The organism is Proteus sp. fly-1008 (genome assembly GCF_040140305.1).
GTDB lineage: Bacteria > Pseudomonadota > Gammaproteobacteria > Enterobacterales > Enterobacteriaceae > Proteus > Proteus vulgaris_B.
Window position 1 is genome coordinate 163211 of record NZ_JBEEWH010000006.1, and the last position, 22078, is coordinate 185288.

The 22078-nt window shown below is 36.5% G+C and carries 22 protein-coding genes; 14 read left to right on the plus strand and 8 right to left on the minus strand.

The window, feature by feature from the left end; genetic code table 11:
• Positions 1 to 5 precede the first annotated feature (5 nt).
• From ABN256_RS12050 to ABN256_RS12075, 6 genes are all read left to right on the plus strand, one after another.
• Complete coding sequence (locus ABN256_RS12050) at positions 6 to 494, plus strand: hypothetical protein (RefSeq protein WP_340894309.1); 489 nt, start codon at positions 6 to 8, stop codon at positions 492 to 494.
• Positions 495 to 750: 256 nt separating this feature from the next.
• Complete coding sequence (locus ABN256_RS12055) at positions 751 to 1302, plus strand: Ail/Lom family outer membrane beta-barrel protein (RefSeq protein ID WP_196554422.1); 552 nt, start codon at positions 751 to 753, stop codon at positions 1300 to 1302.
• A gap of 384 nt (positions 1303 to 1686) precedes the next feature.
• Entirely contained in the window at positions 1687 to 1878 is a 192-nt protein-coding gene (locus tag ABN256_RS12060) for a hypothetical protein (RefSeq protein WP_196554423.1), read from the plus strand.
• A 236-nt stretch (positions 1879 to 2114) separates the two neighbouring features.
• Entirely contained in the window at positions 2115 to 3005 is an 891-nt protein-coding gene (locus ABN256_RS12065; RefSeq protein ID WP_340894314.1) for a sce7726 family protein, read from the plus strand.
• The gene (locus ABN256_RS12070; RefSeq protein ID WP_349439506.1) at positions 2987 to 3916 is read left to right on the plus strand and encodes a sce7725 family protein; all 930 of its coding nucleotides are present in this window, start codon (positions 2987 to 2989) and stop codon (positions 3914 to 3916) included. The genes ABN256_RS12065 and ABN256_RS12070 overlap by 19 nt, the downstream gene beginning before the upstream one ends.
• Positions 3913 to 4947 (plus strand): RES domain-containing protein, encoded by a 1035-nt coding sequence (locus tag ABN256_RS12075; RefSeq protein WP_196554425.1) that lies wholly within the window; start codon positions 3913 to 3915, stop codon positions 4945 to 4947. The genes ABN256_RS12070 and ABN256_RS12075 overlap by 4 nt, the downstream gene beginning before the upstream one ends.
• Positions 4948 to 5056: 109 nt before the next feature.
• Here ABN256_RS12075 and chbG read toward each other — a convergent pair whose 3' ends face one another.
• The 6 genes from chbG to ABN256_RS12105 all read right to left on the minus strand — a co-directional run bounded on the left by chbG (position 5057) and on the right by ABN256_RS12105 (position 10417).
• Entirely contained in the window at positions 5057 to 5818 is a 762-nt protein-coding gene (gene chbG / locus ABN256_RS12080) for a chitin disaccharide deacetylase (RefSeq protein ID WP_196554426.1), read from the minus strand.
• Between the two features lie 36 nt (positions 5819 to 5854).
• Entirely contained in the window at positions 5855 to 7210 is a 1356-nt protein-coding gene (locus ABN256_RS12085) for a 6-phospho-beta-glucosidase (protein ID WP_196554427.1), read from the minus strand.
• A gap of 160 nt (positions 7211 to 7370) precedes the next feature.
• Positions 7371 to 8219 (minus strand): transcriptional regulator ChbR, encoded by an 849-nt coding sequence (gene chbR / locus ABN256_RS12090; RefSeq protein ID WP_196554428.1) that lies wholly within the window; start codon positions 8217 to 8219, stop codon positions 7371 to 7373.
• A gap of 10 nt (positions 8220 to 8229) precedes the next feature.
• A complete protein-coding gene (gene chbA / locus ABN256_RS12095; protein WP_072068898.1) occupies positions 8230 to 8577 on the minus strand; it encodes a PTS N,N'-diacetylchitobiose transporter subunit IIA in 348 nt (115 codons plus the stop codon).
• Between the two features lie 60 nt (positions 8578 to 8637).
• Positions 8638 to 9996 carry a PTS N,N'-diacetylchitobiose transporter subunit IIC gene (gene chbC, locus ABN256_RS12100; RefSeq protein WP_072068899.1) on the minus strand — a complete coding sequence of 453 codons (1359 nt, stop codon included), beginning with the start codon at positions 9994 to 9996 and terminating at the stop codon, positions 8638 to 8640.
• Between the two features lie 94 nt (positions 9997 to 10090).
• A complete protein-coding gene (locus ABN256_RS12105) occupies positions 10091 to 10417 on the minus strand; it encodes a PTS sugar transporter subunit IIB (protein WP_072068900.1) in 327 nt (108 codons plus the stop codon).
• 452 nt (positions 10418 to 10869) lie between these two features.
• On the opposite strand from ABN256_RS12105, the gene ABN256_RS12110 reads away from it, so the two are divergent.
• From ABN256_RS12110 to ABN256_RS12125, 4 genes are read left to right on the plus strand one after another with little or no spacing between them, the layout of a single operon-like run.
• Positions 10870 to 11829 (plus strand): siderophore ABC transporter substrate-binding protein, encoded by a 960-nt coding sequence (locus tag ABN256_RS12110; RefSeq protein ID WP_109409029.1) that lies wholly within the window; start codon positions 10870 to 10872, stop codon positions 11827 to 11829.
• A 9-nt stretch (positions 11830 to 11838) separates the two neighbouring features.
• Complete coding sequence (locus ABN256_RS12115) at positions 11839 to 12801, plus strand: ABC transporter permease (protein ID WP_196554429.1); 963 nt, start codon at positions 11839 to 11841, stop codon at positions 12799 to 12801.
• A complete protein-coding gene (locus ABN256_RS12120) occupies positions 12788 to 13795 on the plus strand; it encodes an iron chelate uptake ABC transporter family permease subunit (RefSeq protein ID WP_196554430.1) in 1008 nt (335 codons plus the stop codon). The genes ABN256_RS12115 and ABN256_RS12120 overlap by 14 nt, the downstream gene beginning before the upstream one ends.
• 1 nt (position 13796) lies before the next feature.
• On the plus strand, positions 13797 to 14552 hold the full coding sequence (locus ABN256_RS12125; RefSeq protein WP_197269758.1) for an iron ABC transporter ATP-binding protein: 756 nt from the start codon (positions 13797 to 13799) through the stop codon (positions 14550 to 14552).
• A 55-nt stretch (positions 14553 to 14607) separates the two neighbouring features.
• Here ABN256_RS12125 and ABN256_RS12130 read toward each other — a convergent pair whose 3' ends face one another.
• Positions 14608 to 15162 carry a TetR/AcrR family transcriptional regulator gene (locus tag ABN256_RS12130; protein WP_196554431.1) on the minus strand — a complete coding sequence of 185 codons (555 nt, stop codon included), beginning with the start codon at positions 15160 to 15162 and terminating at the stop codon, positions 14608 to 14610.
• An 86-nt stretch (positions 15163 to 15248) separates the two neighbouring features.
• Here ABN256_RS12130 and ABN256_RS12135 point away from each other — a divergent pair, with 86 nt between their 5' ends.
• A complete protein-coding gene (locus tag ABN256_RS12135; protein WP_196554432.1) occupies positions 15249 to 16748 on the plus strand; it encodes an MFS transporter in 1500 nt (499 codons plus the stop codon).
• A gap of 73 nt (positions 16749 to 16821) precedes the next feature.
• Here ABN256_RS12135 and ABN256_RS12140 read toward each other — a convergent pair whose 3' ends face one another.
• Positions 16822 to 17607 (minus strand): AraC family transcriptional regulator, encoded by a 786-nt coding sequence (locus tag ABN256_RS12140; RefSeq protein WP_072068907.1) that lies wholly within the window; start codon positions 17605 to 17607, stop codon positions 16822 to 16824.
• Between the two features lie 447 nt (positions 17608 to 18054).
• On the opposite strand from ABN256_RS12140, the gene ABN256_RS12145 reads away from it, so the two are divergent.
• Genes ABN256_RS12145 through ABN256_RS12155 form a run of 3 tightly spaced genes read left to right on the plus strand, consistent with a single transcriptional unit; the run spans position 18055 to position 22009 of the window.
• Positions 18055 to 20475: a DMSO/selenate family reductase complex A subunit gene (locus ABN256_RS12145; RefSeq protein WP_196554433.1), complete on the plus strand. Its 2421-nt coding sequence runs from the start codon at positions 18055 to 18057 to the stop codon at positions 20473 to 20475.
• Positions 20472 to 21113, plus strand: coding sequence for a DMSO/selenate family reductase complex B subunit (locus tag ABN256_RS12150; RefSeq protein ID WP_072068909.1), 642 nt, complete (start codon positions 20472 to 20474; stop codon positions 21111 to 21113). The genes ABN256_RS12145 and ABN256_RS12150 overlap by 4 nt, the downstream gene beginning before the upstream one ends.
• Positions 21110 to 22009, plus strand: coding sequence for a dimethyl sulfoxide reductase anchor subunit family protein (locus ABN256_RS12155; protein WP_196554434.1), 900 nt, complete (start codon positions 21110 to 21112; stop codon positions 22007 to 22009). Before ABN256_RS12150 ends, ABN256_RS12155 begins: the two co-directional genes overlap by 4 nt.
• Positions 22010 to 22078 lie beyond the last annotated feature (69 nt).

Below are 22078 nucleotides of genomic sequence, written 5' to 3' on the forward strand. Positions count from 1 at the left end.
TGATAATGAAACTTTTACCTCTTTCCCTTGTTGGCATGACCTTACTTTTAAGCGGTTGTGTCACCAATCCTGCTGATTGTGATCCAACAACGGGTGATGTCAGTATAATTACTAAATTTAACTGTAATTATTCAGGGACTTATGATAATCGCATTGAACAAAAAAAAGCGATTTTAGGTAATGAACAAGCATTAAACACCGAATTTAAAGCTGTTCTTGCTGCCATTGAGAAAGAAAAACAACAGACCAATGCAGATCTAAAAAGTAAACAAGCTAGCCAGCGTGCATTAAGCCAATCAATGAATAATCTGTTAAATCAAATTCGCCAAAAAACTAAAGGGCAAAATGATATTCAAAAGCAGATCAATGAAATTGATAAGCAAATGAAAGCGGCACAAAACAATCCATCAAAATCAGTGATGGAAAAACAACTTGAGTTAGAGAATTTACAAAATCAAATCATTAGTCTACAAAGTGATCTAGGACTTAAATAAATCCCCAAAGGCTCTCTAGAAAATAGAGAGCCTTCCTTTTATGTCAACTTTTTCGTTTTATTATTGATTCTTATTACGAGTTATATTTATTTTACATTAATTATTAATAAATTTATTAATAATTAAATAGACACTTTAATAAAATAACCTTATTTAAGTATATGTACTATTTTTTATTCCATTAAAAACAAACTCATTATTATAATCTCCTCGCTTCATAATACGTTCTCCGTTTTTTATTTATGGGATATAACTAATGAAAAAAAAATTATTATCAACTTTATTTATTAGTGGCTTATTATCGACCTCTTCTGTTTATGCTCAAGATGATTTTAAATTAGATAAAACCACACTTTCAGCGGGTTATGCACAAGTCAAAATGGCAGGTCAAAATCCAATGCATGGTGGTGTCTTTTCTATTCGTCAAGAAATCAATTCACAATTTGGTATTTTAGCAACAGCTACTTATGCTCAAAATGAATATGATTTAAATAAACCTGTTAATACTTTTTTTAAAGATGTGAATGCACGTTATTATTCTGTAATGGCGGGTCCTACATTACGTTTAAATGATTTTATGAGTGTTTATGGCACCGCAGGTATGAGCCAAATTCAATTTAAATCTGAAAGTTCAGAATTAAAACAATTAAAGAAAAATGCATTTAGTTGGGGTGCTGGCTTAATCATTAATCCAGCAGAAATGGTTTCGATTTCTGTTGGATATGAAAATAGTCGTTTTAAATTCAAAGATACCGACAATAAAATTATTTTAGACGGTTTTATTGCTAATATCGGTTATCGTTTTTAAATAAACTTAAGCACATATTATTTTATGATATGTGCTTTCTATTAACTTATCATTTAAAACTATATTTATGAAAAATATTTTATTATGAGCTTGCTTACCTTTTTCTTTATTTTTCACTACATCAATTTATGCAAAGAAATAGTGATACTCTAGTTTCTATTGGCTACGCCCATATCAAAATAAAAGATTTACCCACAGCTAATGGGATCAATTTGAAGTATCAGTTTACTAATACGAATAAAAAATCTCTCTGCAACTTTCAGGATCGATAGCCTACAAATCGTAATCTCATAATGAGAGATTACGTTATGCCTCACTTGCAGTGGTCCAGCCTATGTATTAACACCTTTCGTTGAGCTATATGGCGTTATTGGGGTAAGTGGTATGAGTTATCAAACACTAGGAAATATAAATAAAGATCACTCATCTAAATCAGTAAGTTGGGGAACGGGTATCACGTTAACATCACCACAAAATATTACACTTGCTTTAAGCTATGAGGGCAGTTATTTCAAAATGGAAGGAAAAAACCATCCAAGTAAGGTGCTTATCGCCAGTATTGGTTATAGGTTTTGATTAATAAGAATAATTTTTATTTCATTGTTACATTCTATTTTCTGATTATTCTCTCAATTATTAGATTACCCTCTAGATTTTATATCTATTTAGTATAAAGTTTTCATCTTCAAGCTATTAAATATAAAATATTTAATTAACCTCATGAATTCTAATAAAAAAATGTTTTTTATTTAGCGAGTAGTATCATGATACAATCATAATTAATTATGAATAATTATCGGATATATATTGAAATGAATAATAGATCAAATAAACATAATTCACTTAAAAGCAAAATGGCTTCACAGCTTTTTACGAGTCAATCTATTCATAAGATTACTCAAGGTGACTTTTCATTTCTTTATACATTGATAAATAATTATCTTTCGTTAAATAATCATCCAATAAAAATCGCTGATATCTTTGAATCAACATTTAAACAGTGTAAAAAAGATTATAAATCAGAATATTTTTTTAAGAATATTGTTGCACAAAAACTATTTTTAAAAAAACACAATAATAATGCAACCATGATAACAGAATTGAGAGTAGGTAATAACAAAGCCGATTGTGTCATCGTGAATGGATGTACTACTTGTTATGAAATAAAAACTAAATTTGATTCTCTAGTTCGATTACCAGAACAAATATCAACCTACCTCAAAATCTTTGAAAAAGTATATGTTGTATGTGATAAAAGTCATACTCAAAAAGTAATATCTATAGTTCCTGAAAATGTTGGAATTATTGAATTAACCGATAGAGATGCACTGATAGAAATTCGAAAAGCTAATAAAATACAAGTAGACATTGATAGAGAGATAATGATTAATTCATTAAGAAAAGCAGAATACGTATATATTGCTGAAAATTTATCAAATAGAAAAATAGTATCATCAAATATGTATTTATTTAATCACTGTTTATCTATTTTCAATCAATCATCAAATGATGACATAAGAAAACTATATATAGCTGCACTAAAAAAATATAGAAAAGTAAATTTTTCCATGCTCGAATCACTACCATCATCATTAATTAACTCGGCTATTAGCTTCAAGTTATCTCCAACTCAACAAGAAGCTTTTAGAAATATTTTATCTTTATATCTAAATAAGGATGATTTATGTACTTCCCCTTTATAAGAGGTAAGCAGTTCGAACTTAATGCATTACGTGAATTAGCTCCTTTATTAAATAATAAAATTTACAAACCTATAATAGAACCCGTTAGAAAAAATTTATTACCACTAGTAAGAACAATTAAAGAATTAAATGAAAACAATATTATCCCAATAATTATTATTAATCCAAACTTAGGTGATTTTGAAAACGAATGTATTAATTTAATTATAAAATTATCTTCGATGGATAATAAAATAAAATTTATTCCCTGTGTAAAGATAGCAGATAATACAATTAACTATAGTCTAGTACTTAATGAATTGCCTACTGTAAATGCTATATTTATAGCTGATATCCTAGAGAAAAAACACTTCCAATATTTAAATCGTTCTACTTACTCTATCATTCCAAAACAAACTGTAGATGATGAACTGTATCAATTAAAGAATAACATTATTCTAATAGATGATCCTTTTCAAAAGAAAACAAGAAATGCTGATTATAAAGAACGTTCAAGTTTTTCCAACTTACATATTAATTATTTGACTAGACCGAATGTTATTGGTTTCAGTGACTATGCAATTGTTGGTGCTGAATATTCTGAAGCAGGAGGCCCTGCTTATGTGGTAACAATACACCTTTCTTATATAGAAAAAGACTATAACCAAATGTTTATTAGACATTTTTCCTCTGAGAAAAGTAATAGCCCAGCAAACCCTGGTGGTAAATTCCATGAGGCTCTAGCTAGATATATTAATTTTATAAATTCATATCCTAATACTTTTGATAATACTCTTGGAACCAGAGAACTTGCATATTTATATAATGAAAAACATTTTCCAGGACTTGGCCAATTAAAGAAAATCTCTATTGAACATCATATCGAAACTCTTTGTAATTATTTATCTTCTAATATCGAGGTGGATAAATGACACTATGCTGTTCTAATTGTTTTCATGATTCTGCCATTATTAAAACTATTGGCCTTAATCATACTAATGATAGATGTGGATATTGTAAAAAAGAAAATGCATTTACAATAAATCCTAAAGATTTATCTCGATTTTTTGAACCATTTTTAGGAATTGTAGTTGAAAGCGAAAAAGGGGAGTTATTATCTGATATTCTACAAAATACTTTTAATATCTTTAATGAAAAAATACATAACACAAAGAAATTACTTGGTGAAATATTAGGAAATGAATATATAATAAAAAAATACCTATTAAAAGAAGATTATTTAGGCCATATAAGCAAATGGGAAGAGTTCAAAAAAGAGATTAAGTTTAAAAATAGATTTTTCCCTAAAAACTCAATTTACTCTTCCCTGTTTAACATACAAAATAATAATGCTGATGAGGATTTTTTCCAAATTATAGAGCAGCTAAAAGTAAAGTATGATAAAGATGAATTTTTCTTTAGGGCAAGAATACATGAGCATCAATTAGAAAAGACAAAAATGGGAAAACCTCCCGCAGGAAATGCTACAGCAGGCCGCGCAAATCCGATTGGAATATCCTATTTATATTTAGCTAATAACGAAGAAACTTGTATTTCAGAAGTTAGACCTAATAATACTAGCATTATTTATATATCTAAGCTAATTTTGGAAGAAGATGTTTCTTTAATTGACTTAACATCTCCAAGAAAAAAAATATCAATATGTTCTTTTGATGAAACAAGATACAACAATGTTATAAGTATTTTAAATTTATTAGAAATGCTTTCTAGTGAATTATCCAAACCTGTTAGACCAGAAAGTTCTAATATAGATTATATTCCTACTCAGTTTTTGTGTGAATTTCTAAAAAGCTTTAGTAACTGTGATGGAATAATATTTGAAAGTTCATTTGGCATGGGTAAAAACTTTGTTTTTTATGATGACTTATGTTTTAAAATTGAAGATCCAATATCTTATAAAATAACAGAAATAGTCCACTCGTTTGAAAAAATTACAACTTAGTTTTTTTCTTCTGAAAACAAAAATGCCTCTGCTTTATAAAAACAGAGGCAAAATAATTCAAAAGACCCACACCAGGGGAATAACACAGACTCCGATTGTCTAAAAACCACTACATTAAATCTTGATACGTGCCTAGCTGATAATCTCTTTCCAAAATAGCATGCTTTAATGCGCTATCTGTTAATACTTCAAGTTCAGTTAGACGCTGAAAACAATAACCACTTGCGCGTAATGGATTATCGACAAAAGCAGGATGCGTCATCACTTCTAACGATTGCTCATGACGTGCTTTAGACTCATCAAGCACCTTTAAAAAGAGGGCTTGTGTAATTTCATCACCATAAAATTGACTATCAAAACCATCACTGCTTATTACACCTTGGGTATCAATCCCTTCTTTTTGTGCTAACGGTCTATCAACCCGCATTGGTAATGACTTTTCTTTGGCAAACTCCGCCACAATAGGAAAGATTTGCTTAAACATATGCACATGGTGATGACTATCAATATGGTCGGGAGCACAACCAAAGATCTCAATGAAACGCTGATATTGTGCGTTAAGCTCAACACGAATTTCATCAAGCGGTAAATTGCCCTCTTCTGCCATTTGCCACACCCATTTTCCTAATACACCTTCACGAGTTAAAGAAGGTAAAGGAGACAGTGGTTTACCCATCGTCAAAGTAAAGTGAAGCCCAACACCTAAGTCAGGCAACTCATGACGCAATTGTGCTGCGTGTTCAATTCCCTCAGCATTGACAAGTGCCGTTGTTGAGCTAACAACACCATGACGAAAACACTCTGCAATACCGTAGTTTTGGCCTTTACTAAGCCCAAAATCATCCGCATTCACAATCAATAAACCAGCCATTCTGTCTCCTTATTACTTATATTTATCCGCCGACAATTAATGAGAGGCTTTTTCTAACGCTGCAATTGCTTTAGCAAAATGAGGTAGATGGGTTTTATGCGCTAATAACATTTCACGTGTAAGCACTTCTGCATCTTTGTCGGAAAGCACTAATGGCGTTAAATTCATGGCTAATAAAGCGTCATTTAATTCACCGCTAATAGCCGCTTTACTGGCTGCGATTTCAAAGGCTTTAATGGTGTGAATTAATCCCATTACTTTTTCATCAAAATGCGTTAAACGAGGATGAGGTTTAGCACCATCTCGACCTAAAATAGCAGTCACTTCAATTGACCAATCTGCGGGAATATTATCAATATGACCATGATGTGGAATATTCACATAATGCTCAGCTTGTTTATCATTATAAATAGCATTAATCACTTCACAGGCCGCATCAGAATAATAGGCACCACCACGTAATTCCAACTCTTTCGGTTTGATATTTAAATCAGGATCTTTATATAACTCAAACAGTTGTTTCTCGACCTTTTGAACTACTTTAGCACGAGCCCCGCCTTTGTAATATTCACCCATTTCTATAGCCAACATCTCTTTTTGCTTAAAGTAATAAAGCAAATAAGAACACGGCAACATATTAAGAGAACGGATTAGCCCTTCACTAAAAGGTAAATCGAAAATATTTTTCACCGAGCCTGCGGTTAATGTTCCTGAAGCAACACCATCCAATAATTCAGGAAAACGGGATTGACCATTTACAATGACATCTTTAATAAACACCATATGATTTAAACCAAACAAATCAATGGAGAGTTCATCTTTATCTGTTAACTTAAGAACATCTGTAATAAACATCTTCATGCCAATTGGGATATTGCAAACCCCAATAAATTTCTTAAAGTTAGTATGACGATAAACGGCTTCAGTTACCATGCCCGCTGGATTGGTAAAGTTAATGATCCATGCATTAGGGCAAATGTCTTCAACATCTTTAATAATATCGAAAATAACAGGGATCGTGCGTAGACCTTTAAATAGCCCACCCGCGCCATTGGTTTCTTGTCCTAAATAGCCGTGACTTAACGGGATCGACTCATCAAGCTCTCTTGCTTTCAATTGACCCACCCGCAATTGTGTTGTGACAAAATCAGCATCTTTTAACGCTTCACGGCGATTAAGAGTTTTATAAACGGTTAAAGGAATACCCGCTTTTTTTACCATGCGTTGGCAAAGCTCAAAAATAATATCAAGCTTCTCTTTTCCTTCTTCTACATCCACCAGCCATAATTCAGTGATTGGTAATTCATGATAACGCTTAATAAAACCTTCTAACAATTCAGGCGTATAACTGCTTCCACCACCAATGGTAACGATTTTTAATTTATGACTCATAAAATACTCCCATACAGCACAATAATGCTGTTATTTGTGTATTAATGGCGAAATTAAGACGTAAAGAGCCCTGAAGAAAATAAGCTTATTTTCTTCTTTCTCTCTATTTCAAATTAAATCAATCTTTATTATTGATTAATTTTTTACGCTTAATAATGAATTAGTTTGTTTCTTTAATACTGCACAAATTTTTTCGATAACTATTTGGCGTCAATGATGTTATTTTCTTAAATGTCTTAATAAATAGACTTGGGCTACTATAGCCAGAATCAAAAGCAATATCGGTTATCGAATAATTTGTTATTTCTAACTGTTTTTTTGCAAAATTAATTCTAATATCATGAATAATTTGCATAGGCGTTTTATCGTAATAACGCCGTGTTGCCCGTGTTAAATACTCTTGTGATTTTCCTGATAGCATCACCATATTAACCAGTGCATTTTCACCAAACTTTTGTTTATCATGCATCTCGCTTACGGTATCTCTTAGCCATAAGGGAATATCATCTTCAATACGATTATCTCGATGGTGTCGTAATCTATTCACCACATTAAAGGTGACAATTTCAATAAATTCATTAAATTCCGTATGGCGAAAATTTAATGAGCTAATAACAGATTCAATATAAGAGAGAAACTCATTTTTTAATTCATAAACCTGTGAGGCAATAAAATAAGAAGGTAATAACGAGAAATAATGTTTATCAAAAAAAGCTTTACTGATCCCTACATTTAAAATACGTGTCGCACCAAAATCATAAAAACTCTGATGGTGAGAGCCAATGGGAATAAAAACAAAATCACCACGCTCTAATAAAACCTTTTTGCCATTTATCTCTTGATAATAACGCCCTGTTAAAACAATGGTGAATTCATAATAATCATGTTGATGCAGTCCACTGACACTTTCTGTTTTATTATAAATAAAGACATGAAAATTTTTGCCATTAAATAGCTGATCTTCATAGACCATACGTATTTCGCTTTGTGCTCTCAATGACTCCACCACAGCATTCACCTTATTTTATCTTTTCATGCAACTCGATTAATTCTGTCACTAACTCTCTGGCTAACATTGAAGTCATTAAATGATCTTGTGCATGGACTAAAACTAAACTGACTTTCGTTTTTCCGATACCTTGGTCATCACCAATTAAACGTGTCTGTATTTTATGAGCTTCATTTAAGGCTTCGCGTGATTGCTCCATTAACTTTCTAGCACCTTCAAAATCACCTTCTTTGGCTTTTTTTAATGCACCATAAGCGACACTGCGTGCTTGGCCTGAATTAATGATAAGGCCCATGATTATCTCTTCAAATTCATCTTCTGTAGCACTGCTATCAACTGCATTTTCAATATCTAACATGGTATATCCTCTTTGACTCTAAGAAGTGCAGATAAACCTCTGCACTTCTTTTTCTATGACTTAAAATTTCAATGCATTGGCAATATCTTCTTCACTCTCCTCTTTCTCAATTTCAGTTTGTGCTTTGTTTGAGATGATGACAAAAGGAAGATAAATCAGTGTTGCTACACCCAAGTTAAACAGCGCTAATAACAGTGCTGCAATACTGCCGTTAGTATTAAAGAATGCACCTAACCCCGTTGGCATCGTCCATGGCGCTATATTTGTTACTGGTGGGATTATCCCTAAGTAATAAGCAGTCACAGTAATTGCAGCAAGAATAGGTTGAATAAGAATAAAAGGAATAAACATCACTGGATTCATAATCACAGGTAAACCAAAAATAATCGGCTCATTAATTTGGAATAAACCTGCGGGTAATGCCAGTTTAGCAACTTGGCGATGATCCGCACGACGGGATGCGATAAAGATTGCAATAATAAGCCCCAGTGTTGCCCCTGTACCGCCTAAGAAGATAAAGGAGTCTAACATCGGTTTCGCCCAGAGATGGAACGTTTTACCGGCTGCCAAAGCGGCTTCTACTGAACCGTATTCGGTATAAAGTGATACGTTTTCTAATGCCCACGGTGTCATAATGCCACTATCAAGTGCAGCAAGTGCCAGTGAACCATGAATACCAAAGAACCACAGTAGAGAGGTAAAAATAACGTATGCCCAACCTACAACAGAACCCATTGATGCTAATGGTGTTGAGATAGAATCTAAAATAATTTGATGGAAGTTTGTTTCATACGTCGCTAATCCCCACGAAATAATCCCCATAATTGATAAAATAATAAAACCGGGAATTAACGCAGAAAAAGAACGCGAAACAGAAGCGGGGACACTATCAGGTAATCGAATAACCCAATTACGACGCACAATAAAGGTAAACATTTCAGCCACAACAAGACCAATAATGATCCCTGAAATAATATTTGCCCCACCTAGCCAATTAGCGCCAACAGCATAAGCCCCAGCTGCATTGTAAGGTGTTACCGTCATAAAGGCAGCAATAGAGAGTAAGCCTGCTGCAATTGGATCAACTTTTCGCTCTTCTGCCAATGCCATTCCGATAAAGAACGGCGCCATCAACGACATTATACCTAATGTACCGTTATAGACATTCCCTCCAATAGCTTTAAATCCATTGAGTGTTTCTATTGTTGACGCATCAAGGCGGATACCTAGAGAATAAAAAAAGGAGCCATCACCAAAACTAAGAAAAACGTTATTGATAAGTACAAACATTGCCCCTGCAAGGGTTAACGGCATTAAACGAATAAAGCCATTTTTAATCGCATTAACGTGAGGTTGCTTTCCAATTTTAACCGCAAAAGGAAGGAGTACCTTTTCAAGTGAACCAATGAACTTACTCATAGAAAAATACCCTTTAAATGCCGCTAATTACTCGGCTTGCTGAAAAATTCGCTCTTTGACTGGAATAAAAAATTTAAATAATAAAAAAATAAAATTAATTTGTTGTTGCAGATGCTTTTTTAATAGAGGCAACAGCGGCTTTTAACACGCCTAAGCCATCTACTTTTCCATATAACAGAGAATCGATCACTTCGACCGGTTTATTCGGGAGTAATTTTTGGATATCAGGTAACATCCAGCTAATTTGTGGACCCAGCAAAATCAGATCCGCATCCTGCCCTTTTTGTGCAGCTAACGTTTCAGGAAAAGCTTCAATGACCACAGGCACATCATATTTTTCTGCTTGTGCTCGCATTTTGGTCACGAGAAGGGATGTTGACATGCCAGCAGAACAAAATAAGTAAATATATTTCTTTTGCATAAAACCCTCTTGAATTGGCAACGATTTACCTTAGAGATAACAAGGTTTTCTCTTGTGCATTCATTACTGTGTCAGTACAGAAACCAAAGTAAGATTAAAATAAGGATTGTTTCTGCTTGAATGAAGTATACGCAATGATACTAGCTAACGATATTTCTTATAGGTTAAGAATTGTCTCTCCTTGACCTGCTCTTTTGACACTCTTCACAAATTGAGCAAATAATCTTAAGAGTTCTTTCACGTCACAAAATTTGTTCTTTATTTTCCTTTAATGATCTCTCGCAAAATTTCGCCATTTTAGTCAAGTTAACCCTTTATTATTATGAGAATGTGAATTAGTATCATTACTCTTTATACTTTTGATGGTATTATCATCTTCTTTGTGGATCGACATTTAAGCCACTGCTGTAAAGATCCGTCTTATTTCGTGTTGCAACAATATGGGAAAGAGAATGTTTAAAAAGTCATTAAGCCCACTGTTTTTACTGCTTTCTTCACTTGTTATCGCTGGTTGTGATAACGCTCAAGACACATCAACAGCACAATCAGCAGAGAAACAAACTCTCACGATTGAACATTTTCAAGGGACAACTGAAATTCCAGCTCACCCACAGAAAGTGGTTGTGATGAATATGGAAACCCTTGATATTATTGATGCATTAGGTGCTCCTATTGTTGGTCTGCCACAAACCAATGTTCATTTACCTAAATTCTTAGAAAAATACACCAACCCAAACGACTACATCAATGAAGGTGCGTTATTCGAGCCAAACTATGAAAAGCTCAGCACAACAGCGCCTGATTTAATTTTAAGTGGTAGTCGTGCTCGCGATGCGTATGCGAAATTAAGTGAAATTGCGCCTGCGATTTCAATGGATATCGACCCTAAACGTTTTGTTGAAAGCCTTGCTGAACGCACAACAACATTAGGTCAAATTTTTGGCAAAGAAGAACAAGCCAAAAAATTACTGGCTGATTTCAATAGTAAAATTGATACTGTAAAAGCCAAAACACCGGATGCTGGTAAAGCAATGGTTGTGTTAGTCAGTGGTGGTAAGATTTCAGCGTATGGCCCAGGCTCTCGCTTTGGCTTTATCTATGACGTATTAGGTTTTGAACCTGCTTATGTTTTTGATAGCCCAGGTTCACACGGCAACATCGTCAACTCTGAATTACTGTTAAAACTTAACCCAGATTGGATGTTTGTTATTGACCGTGACGCTGCGATTGGTCGTGAAGATTCACAACCTGCGCAACAAGTCCTTGATAATGCGCTGGTAAGAAAAGTAAATGCTTGGAATAAAGACCAAGTTATCTATCTTGATGCAAGCTCTATTTATATTTCCGGCGGGATCCAAACTTACTCTCGCTTAATGGATACTATCAATCAAGCACTGGATCAAAAAAAATAAAGTAACTGAATGAAAACGTTCCATTTATCATTGGGGATAGGACTTGTTGCTATCCTCTCAATGATCAGTCTATTTGTCGGCGCAGGAGATATTACTCCTGCTTCGCTTTTTTCTGATCCCGATATGCGCGATATCTTTTTTATCAGCCGTGTTCCAAGAACCCTATCATTATTACTCGCCGGTGGTGCCATTAGTGTTGCAGGCTTAATTATGCAACTACTAACCCAAAATCGTTTTGTCGAACCCTCTCTTGCGGGAACCACTCAATCGGCAAGCCTTGGATTATTAGTCGTTATGTTGCTCTTTCCAGCAGCTGGCATCTTTACCAAAATGTTGGTAGCGACCGTTTTCGCCCTTCTTGGTACTTTGTTATTTATGTTGCTTCTACAAAGGATCACATTAAAAACGACACTAATAGTGCCTTTAGTGGGGATTATGCTTAGCGCTGTTATCGGTGCATTGACTATCTTCTTAGCTGTTTATTTCGATTTATTGCAATCTTTAGATGCATGGACAAGTGGCGATTTTTCAAGTGTATTACAAGGCCGCTATGAACTCTTATGGCTTGTTGGTGCACTTGCGTTAATGGCATGTTGGGTTGCTGATAGCTTTACTGTGGCTGGTATGGGACGTGAATTCTCCATTAATGTGGGACTTAATTACCGCAAGGTGATGATCATTGGATTATCCATTATCGCACTGATTAGTGGTGTAGTTGTGTCTGTTGTTGGCGCCTTACCTTTCCTTGGCTTAATTGTACCTAATCTAGTGAGCTTAGTGATGGGTGATAATATTCGTAAAACTATTCCGTGGGTTTGCTTGAGTGGTGGTGCGATTGTTTTATTGTGTGATGTGATTGGCCGACTTATTCGCTACCCATTTGAAATTCCTGCCAGTGTTATTTTAGGCGCTGTGGGTGCCGTCATTTTCCTTTTTTTACTACTAAAGCAGCAACGTTATGCAAAAAGTTAATTCATCCATAATTAGCAAATGTACTGGCGCTGCCGAACATAAGAAAATGCGCCTTTCACCCATGTCTCGTATCTGGTTATTGTTAGGGGCATCGTTATTATCTATTGTGTTATTTATGACGATAAACCTAAACGGCAATATCTCTTATATTCTGACTCATCGTGCCTACATTATTCTCACCATGATTGTAGTGGCATTTGCAGCTGGTGTTTCGACTATCCTGTTTCAAACCATTGCCAACAACCGTATTTTGACTCCTTCATTAATGGGTTTAGAAGCGCTGTTTGTATTATTACAAACCGTGTTTGTCTTTTTTGAAGGCGATATGCCTGCATCATGGATGTTGAACTTATCAAAATTCTTTTTAGAATCAACATTATTGGTGCTATTTTCGGTTGTACTTTATCGTTGGTTGTTTAGCTCCGTACGTTTTAACATCAATTTAGTCCTGATGATTGGGATTATCTTAGGTACGTTATTTCGTAGTTCAGCCACACTATTACAACGTTTAATGGATCCTAATGAGTTCTCCATTTTACAGGGTCGCATGTTTGCTACTTTCACTCGAGCAACGCCTGATCTTATCTTTTGCGCTTTAGCCATTATCATTGTCGTCGGTATCTTACTTTGGCGGATGCGCTATAGTTTTGATGTAATGGCATTAGGTCAAGCGAATGCGATTAACCTTGGTATTAATTACCGCAAGCAAACCACTTATATCTTATTACTGATTTCTGTTTTAGTCGCTGTTTCGACCGCTTTAGTCGGCCCATTAACCTTCTTAGGTTTAATTGTCGCTAACCTTGCTTACCATATCAGTGGTAGTAGTCAGCACCGTTTCTTAATGCCTGTTGCCTTTTTACTGGGTACTATCGCCTTAATTGGTGGGCAACTCGTTTTAGAATATGGTTTAAAAATGACAGGAACACTTTCTGTTGTGATTGAGTTTGTCGGTGGGATGTTCTTTATCTATTTGGTGTTAAGAAGACTTTAATATGATTGAAATCAGCAAGATATCAAAGCATTATCAAGATATAACCGTTCTCGATAATATTACAACGACTATTCAACGTGGCGGTATTACTTCGATTATTGGTCCTAATGGTGCAGGTAAATCTACACTGCTGTCTGTTATTGGACGTTTATTAATTCCTGAAAGTGGTATGGTCAGTGTTAACGGCATGGATGTTGCGGCAACAGATAGTGATGTGCTGGCAAAAAATCTCTCAATACTGCGCCAAGAAAATCAATTCGTCAGCCGTTTAACCGTAGAAGAATTAGTTGGCTTTGGGCGTTATCCTTATAGCAAGGGCCGTTTAACACTCGATGATAAAAAAGTGATTGATGAGTCATTAGCTTTTTTAAATCTAACTGAATTTCGCCATCGCTATCTAGATGAATTATCGGGTGGGCAACGTCAACGTACCTATGTTGCGATGGTACTATGCCAAGATACAGAATATGTCATGCTTGATGAGCCACTGAATAATCTTGATATGAAACATGCGGTAATAATGATGAAACTTCTGCGAAAAGCTGCAGATGAATTAGGAAAAACCATTATTATCGTTATTCATGACATCAATTTTGCCTCTGTTTACTCTGACTATATTTTAGCCATGCGTAATGGACAACTGTATTATCACGGCTCACCTAAAGAGATCATGAAAGCAGACATTATCGAAGATATTTTCGACACACCCGTTGACGTTAAAGAGATCGACAATAAGCTAATTGCTATGTATTACTAATTCTAGCCCATTATCATCAATAAAAAGCATGTTGTTCTCTTAACAATATGCTTTTTTATTGCCTTTTTTCTTTTTCAATCAGTACTGAATCAATATCGTCAAAGATAGATTGCCACTCATTATCGTTAATATCCATTAAGCCTAAATAGCGTAATAAAAATGTTCCCTCTGTTGCTAAAAAAGCCAATCTTGCACGTTTTCCTGTTTCTGTCGTGAGATCTAAACCCGCTAATCGCTGTTGATACCACGCTTTGGTACCTTGTAGATATTCAGGGGTTTGTAACAGAGCCGCTAATAAACTTGCCCCTTTAGCAAAAGAGATTTGATCATGAGCCTGAGTGGCATAAATATGTGCTGTGACGCGATTTTCAGGTGAGTCATCCTGTTTAATGACTTCCTTAAATTTGGTTTCATAACTCTCTTCCCAATGCTCAAACATTGCATCAATCATCGCTTCTTTACTGCTAAAACAGTATTGGACGCCCCCTTTTGATATTCCCATTCTTTTCGCCACCGTATCGATGGTTAATGCCGCAGCACCTTGCTCCATTACAATGTCGAAGATAACTTCTAACAGTTTTTCTCTATCAATAGTTCTTTGACGCCCCATAAAAAAACCTCTTTTAAATACGGTCGTATGGATTTATATTATAGCCGCTAGTAAAAATAATACACATAAAAATAACTGAGATTTCTATGATAAAAGATTATAAACGTTGGATAGTATTACTTTTGGTATCTAGCATGCTGTTTCTCATTGTTGTTGATGTAACCGTGCTTTATACCGCATTGCCACGTTTAACTCATGATTTAAACGCAAGTGCTTCAGAAAAACTTTGGATAATGAATGCTTATCCATTAATTGTTGCTGGATTATTACCCGCAGCAGGTATGCTGACCGATAGGATTGGTCATAAAACGCTGTTTATCTGTGGTCTTCCTCTTTTTGCAATTGCCTCTCTATGTGCTGCTTTCTCACCGACAGCAACCACTTTAATTGCTTCCCGAGGTTTTTTAGCCGTGGGTGCTGCAATGAGTATGCCTGCAACACTATCAATAGTTCGCCAAGTTTTTAGCGACCCACAAGAGCGAGCTATTGCGATTGGCATTTGGTCTGCGGTTGCTTCTGGCGGGGCGGCTTTAGGCCCTTTAATTGGTGGTATGTTACTTGAACATTTTTGGTGGGGCTCTGTCTTTTTAATTAACGTCCCTATTGTGCTGATTGTCTTGCCGTTCTCTATTTGGCTTATTCCTACATTTGCAGGACATGGTCGCCATAAAATCGATTATTTAAGCTCAGTACTTATCTTAATTGGTTTGATCAGTGCCATTTATGCCTTAAAAGAGATAGGAAAACCTTATACACAGTGGGATGAAGCTACTATTGCCACCATTATTGCCGTCGTTTTCCTCACTCTATTTACTCTACGCCAACGTAAACAGGCTTATCCGATGATTGACTTTAGGTTATTTAAAAACCGCTTTTTTAGTATCGGTATTTTAATGGCCATACTTTCAATGGTAATTATTGTTGGGATTGAACTACTGCTAAGTCAGCGCTTACAGCTCGTCGCCGGATTTACACCTTTAAATGCGGCATTAGCCATATTACCTATTCCTATTGGCTCTGTATTAGCATCACCTTTAGCGGGCTATTTTTTAACACGGCTAGGTGAAGTTCGCCTGATCATCAGTGGATTTCTACTCACTTTAGTGGGAAATCTATGGTTAATTGCTATTTATCAAACAACATCTCCAATAGTATTAATTGGTAGCTTATTCTTAATCGGCTTTGGTTTAGGTCTGATTTTTACCACGGCATCTACGTCAATTATGTTAAGTGTCGCAGATAGGCAAGCAGGAATGGCGGCCTCAATTGAAGATGTGGCTTATGAGCTGGGCAGTGTGATTGGTGTAACATTTATGGGCAGTTTGATGAGTACGGTGTATACCTTAAAACTGATATTACCTGACTCATTAGCTATCAACGATGCAGCTTATGACAGTTTAGATGAAGCCCTGATTGTGGCAGAAAAATTACCCATTGATATGGCTTCTCTTGTGATATCTCAAGCAAATTTAGCCTTTGAAAATGCCTTTTTTGTGGTATTAGTTACTACCGCAATTATTACAACACTTAGTTTGATTTTTTTACCTTATTGCTTACGCCATTCTGTTAGGAAAACCATCGTTTAATAGAGTAGGCATATTATGCAAAAACGCACTTAATAAGTGCGTTTTTATCATAATTATCTGATATATACATTAACTAAAACCTATCGATATCCAGCGCATCCATACTAAAATGAGAAGGCGATTGCCCCATCTGTTTTTTGAACATTGTCGAGAATGAACCAGCACTGTTATAACCCAAGTCAAAGGCAATTTCAGTAATACCGCGTCCAGATAAGATTTGTGTTAATGAATTCAATAAGCAGACTTGTTGTCGCCATTGTGAAAACGACATTCCTGTTTGTTGGCGGAAAAAACGGCTAAAAGAGCGCTCACTTTTATGTAATCTATCTGCCCACTGTTGCGGTAAAGAATCTATTTTCGGGTTACGAATAAAATCACGACATAATTTAGCTAATTTACTATCTTGTGGAATAGGCGCAAAAAATGGTAACGGTTTTGCTTTCGCTAATTCGCATAAGATTAACTGCATTAAAAGGCCATCTCGCCCTTTTTTATCATATTCTGCAGGCACATCTACAGCTTCAAGCAATAGTTGACGAAAAAGAGGGGAAACACTAACTACTTCACATTGTTTACTATGGCGAGGTGCGGCGGAAGGCTCGATATACAAGCTTCGAGTACTCACATCTAACATACGAGTTTCATGCCCAGTTTCTGGTGGGATCCACACACCACAAGATGGTGGAATAACCCACTCACCATCATCTGTACTCACTTCAATTAATCCCGTAGCAGGGTATAAAAATTGCGCTCGACGATGTTGGTGTGTTTCTAGCAACGTATTGGGCAAATAGTCTGTACCCAGCGCAATAACATCTCGGTCAAGTGAATCAACGCTTTTTAACGGTACATTTCTCACACTTTGGGCCACTCTCTTTTTATTTTCGTCCTTTTTAATATAGCAGTTCTCACGCACTCTACACACTGGCAAATAATGAGCTATATAATTAAAATCGCTATATATTTAAATAAATAGCGAAAGTGTATTATGTGAAATTTCAACCTTCTTGATATCTATTTTACAAACCCTATTAACAATCAAAAAACGAGCCCTTAACACCCTTAGTAAATAGGCTGAAATTCAAATGTCATTGTCTGGTTTTAGAATGTTGGCAAAAGATTAATCAACTACTATCCCTCTCGCAGATGTTATTTCGAGCATGCTGCACTTATCTATGCATTCAATAATAATGCAGCGGATACCAGACATTCCCTTTATTCATAGCCTAGAAAAATCACGCACATTCTTTATATCAAGTATCGGGTATATCGGGATCCGCCTATTATGTTTAAGGTAGAGTTCATTATGAGCAATCAGTCCGATCACGATAGTGATACAAAGAGCATTCTCAACGATGTTAGCCGCCGTCACTTTATTCAAGCGAGTTCAGCATTAGTTACCCTTCCTTTTCTCGCATCAAACTCTTTTGCTGCGACAACAGATGACGCTATTCCCGTAAAACCAATAACAACTGAAGATGGTGAACGCGTTGTTTCAACTTGCAGTAGCTTTGACTGTGGCGGTAAATGCGATATTCGTGCCCACGTGAAAGATGGCAAAGTCACCCGTATTAGCACACGTCCCGATGCTGATCTAGATGAAGAGATGCCTATTATGCGTGCCTGTGTTCGAGGCCGCGGTTATCGTAAATTTGTCTATCATCCAGACCGTTTAAAATACCCAATGAAACGCGTTGGTAAACGTGGCGAAGGCAAATTTGAACGTATCACTTGGGAAGAAGCGACCACTCTTATTGCACAAAATATGCAACGTATTAACCAGCAATATGGCCCTGCATCACGCTTTGTAAGCTTAAGTACGGGTGTCACTGGCGGTATTTTCTCAGGTGCGAATATGTTACGTCGCCTGTTTAATATCACCGGAGGTTTTCTGGAAAACTATCACTCCGTTAGTAATGGCAATACCTTAGCTGTCACCCCTTACACTTATGGAACTGCTGCCAGTGGCAGTACGCTAGACACCTTAGAAAATACACCACTGGTGATTTTATGGGGTCATAATCCCAATGAAACTATTTTTGGACATTCAAACCATTTCTTCCAAAAAATGAAGAAAAACGGCACTAAATTTATTGTCGTTGACCCTCGTTATTCTGATACCGCCTCTTCTTTAGCTGATCAATGGATCCCGTTACTGCCAACAACAGATAATGCCATGATGGATGCGATGATGTATGTCATCGTAAGCGAAAATCTGCATGACCAAACTTTTATTGATAAGTACACAGTTGGCTTTGATGAGCACCAAATGCCTGAAGGGGTGGGTGAAAATGAATCGTTAGTTGCCTATTTAATGGGTAAAAAAGATGGTATTAAGAAAACCCCTGAATGGGCTGAAACCATCACTAAAGTACCCGCAGATACTATTAAACAATTAGCGCGTGAATATGCATCCACAAAACCCGCGGCATTAATGCAAGGCTGGGGACCACAACGCCATATTTGTGGTGAACGGACGGCACGCGGTGCAACATTACTTGCAACTATCACCGGCAATGTGGGTGTTCGTGGTGGTTGGGCTGCAGGTTATGGTATGGCATTAAACTCTGAACTGCGTAAAACCATCGCAGGGCCAAGTCTATTAACCAACCCCGTTAAAGCAAAAATCAATATCACCAACTGGGTACAAGCCTGTGAAGATAAGAATTTAGTCACACCACAAAATGGGTTACTGAATGCAGAGAAACTTGATACTGAAATCAAGATGATTTTCTCAATGGCGGGTAACTACATGACAAACCAAAATACCGATATTCTTCATGCTGCGAAAGTCCTTGAAGATGAATCAAAAGTAGAGTTTATCGTCTGTAGTGATCTGTATCTGACACCAAGTGCAAAATACGCCGATATTTTACTGCCAGAAACCAGCTTCTTAGAGCGCTGGAATATCGGTGGTACATGGAGTTATGGCGACTACATTATTCTTTCTGAAAAAGTGATTGAGCCTGAATTTGAACGTCGTACTGACTACGATTGGTTACGTGAAGTTGCAGATAAATTAGGTGTGGGTGAACAATTTAGCGAAGGGAAAGAGACTGACCGCGATTGGATTGAATATTTAGTTAATGACGCAAGTGTTAAGCGTCCTGAAGATGGTATTCCAACCTTTAAAGAGCTATTGGTTAAACGTCGTCATTTATTAAAACATCGTCCACACACTCAAAATGTGGCATTTGAGAAAAATATTCAAGACATTAAGAATAACCCATTTCCAACACCATCAGGCAAAATTGAGATTTTCTCTAAACGCTTATATGACATGAATAATGTCGATATCCCTGCGCTTTCTCATTATGTGCCTGCCATTGAGGGCCCAGAAGATACGTTGACGGATAAATTCCCGCTACAACTTATCACATGGAAAGGACGTAACCGCGCTAACTCAACACAATTTGCCAATCCTTGGTTGCAAGAAGTACAGCGCCAAGAACTCTGGATTAACCCATTAGATGCCCAAGACAGAAACATTAAAGAGGGCGAAAAAGTCAAAGTGTATAACGATCGTGGGGTAACGATGGTTCCCGTCAAATTAACACAACGAATTATGCCTGGAGTCGTGGCCTTGCAAGCAGGAGCTTGGTGGCAACCTGATGCGAAAGGCATAGATCAAGGTGGATGTGCCAACGTATTAACATCATCTCGTAGCACCGCAATGGCACACGGCAATGCTCACCAAACATTATTGGTCGAGGTAACAAAAGCATGAGTAAATTTATCGTTTATCCCGCGGTGAGCAGCAAACAGTTAGGGTTTTATATCGACAGCGCTCGCTGTTCAGGTTGTAAGGCGTGTCAGGTTGCGTGTAAAGATAAAAACAACCTTGATGTCGGACGTAAATTTCGCCGTGTCTATGAAATCACAGGCGGTGGTTATACTCGTAATCCGAAAGGCGCGCTGGTCAATAATGTCTTTGCTTACACCTTATCTATCTCTTGTAACCATTGTGACGATCCAATTTGCGTTAAAAACTGCCCAACAACGGCAATGCATAAGCGTGAAGGCGACGGTATTGTCATGGTAGATACGGACAAATGTGTCGGTTGTGGTGCTTGTGCGTGGTCTTGCCCTTATGGCGCGCCACAGATGAACCCAGAAACCAAACAGATGTCAAAATGCGATTTTTGTATCGATTTACAGCAAAAAGGTGAACAGCCAGTTTGTGTCGCTACTTGTCCGCTAGGTGCGATCCAATTTGGCCCTATTGATGAACTACGTGAACGCTATGGCGATTTAGATTATGTCACGGGTTTACCTTCCCCTGAAATAACGCATCCCAACCTTGTTATTAACCCACATCAGGGTGCAAACAATGACGGAATTAATAATAAGGGAGAAAGAAAATGAATGAATGGTCATTATTAATCTTCACATTTATGATGAATGCGACCATTGGTCTTGCACTAACAACAGGGCTTTTTGCTCGTCGCCTTTCTCATTATCTTAGTGCAGAAAGCTACTACCGCTTTATGCTGTTGGCCTTATTTGTTATTTGTGGATTGGCGGGTTTAGGCTCTATCGCCTCAATCACTCACTTAGGTGTGCCATTAAATGCTCCTAATGCCATTAGAAATGTTTTTTCTGCTTGGTTGAGTCGTGAAGTCGCCGTCACTGCTATTTTTGTCGGTTGCCTAGGATTAACCTTTTTATGGCTCTGGCGCACTCGCAAACTCTCAATGCTGTTATTAAGTACCAGTATTCTGATTGGGCTATTTGATATTTATTGTATGGCATCAATTTATCGCCATACCTCTATTTTGACATGGATGGATCTCAATACCTATGTGATGTTTTTTGGCGCCATGTTCACGCTAGGTGCTACTATCTTCTTCTTGTTGCTCAAAATATTACAACGTATAGGAAGTAAATTAGGTATAGAAATACCTCAAGACTCGTTCCCAATATGCTGGAAATGGCAATTATGGGGAATAATGGCATTTAGCTTAATCGGTCGATTACTGTATCAACCTTTTTATGAGCAATATTTAACTAGCACACTCTATAGCCAAAAATCGGTGACATTCCCGTTATCGCCTATTCAAGCGTATTACTCCATTGGTTCGTTACGTACTACCTGTTGGATCTTAGCAACCTTTGCAGTATTGGCTTGTGGCTATAGTTTAGTGAAATTCCTAGCCTCTAAAAATCAAGGTAAATCAACTGAGTCTATCTTTGCGTTTGGCTGTGTGATCGCAATTATCGCTGACTTTATGTTGCGCTATGTTTTCTACTCAATTCACTAGTAGTCATTGAGCAAGGCATTTAAATAATAAAAAAACAAACCTCATTAATTGGGGTTTGTTTAAGGAAGT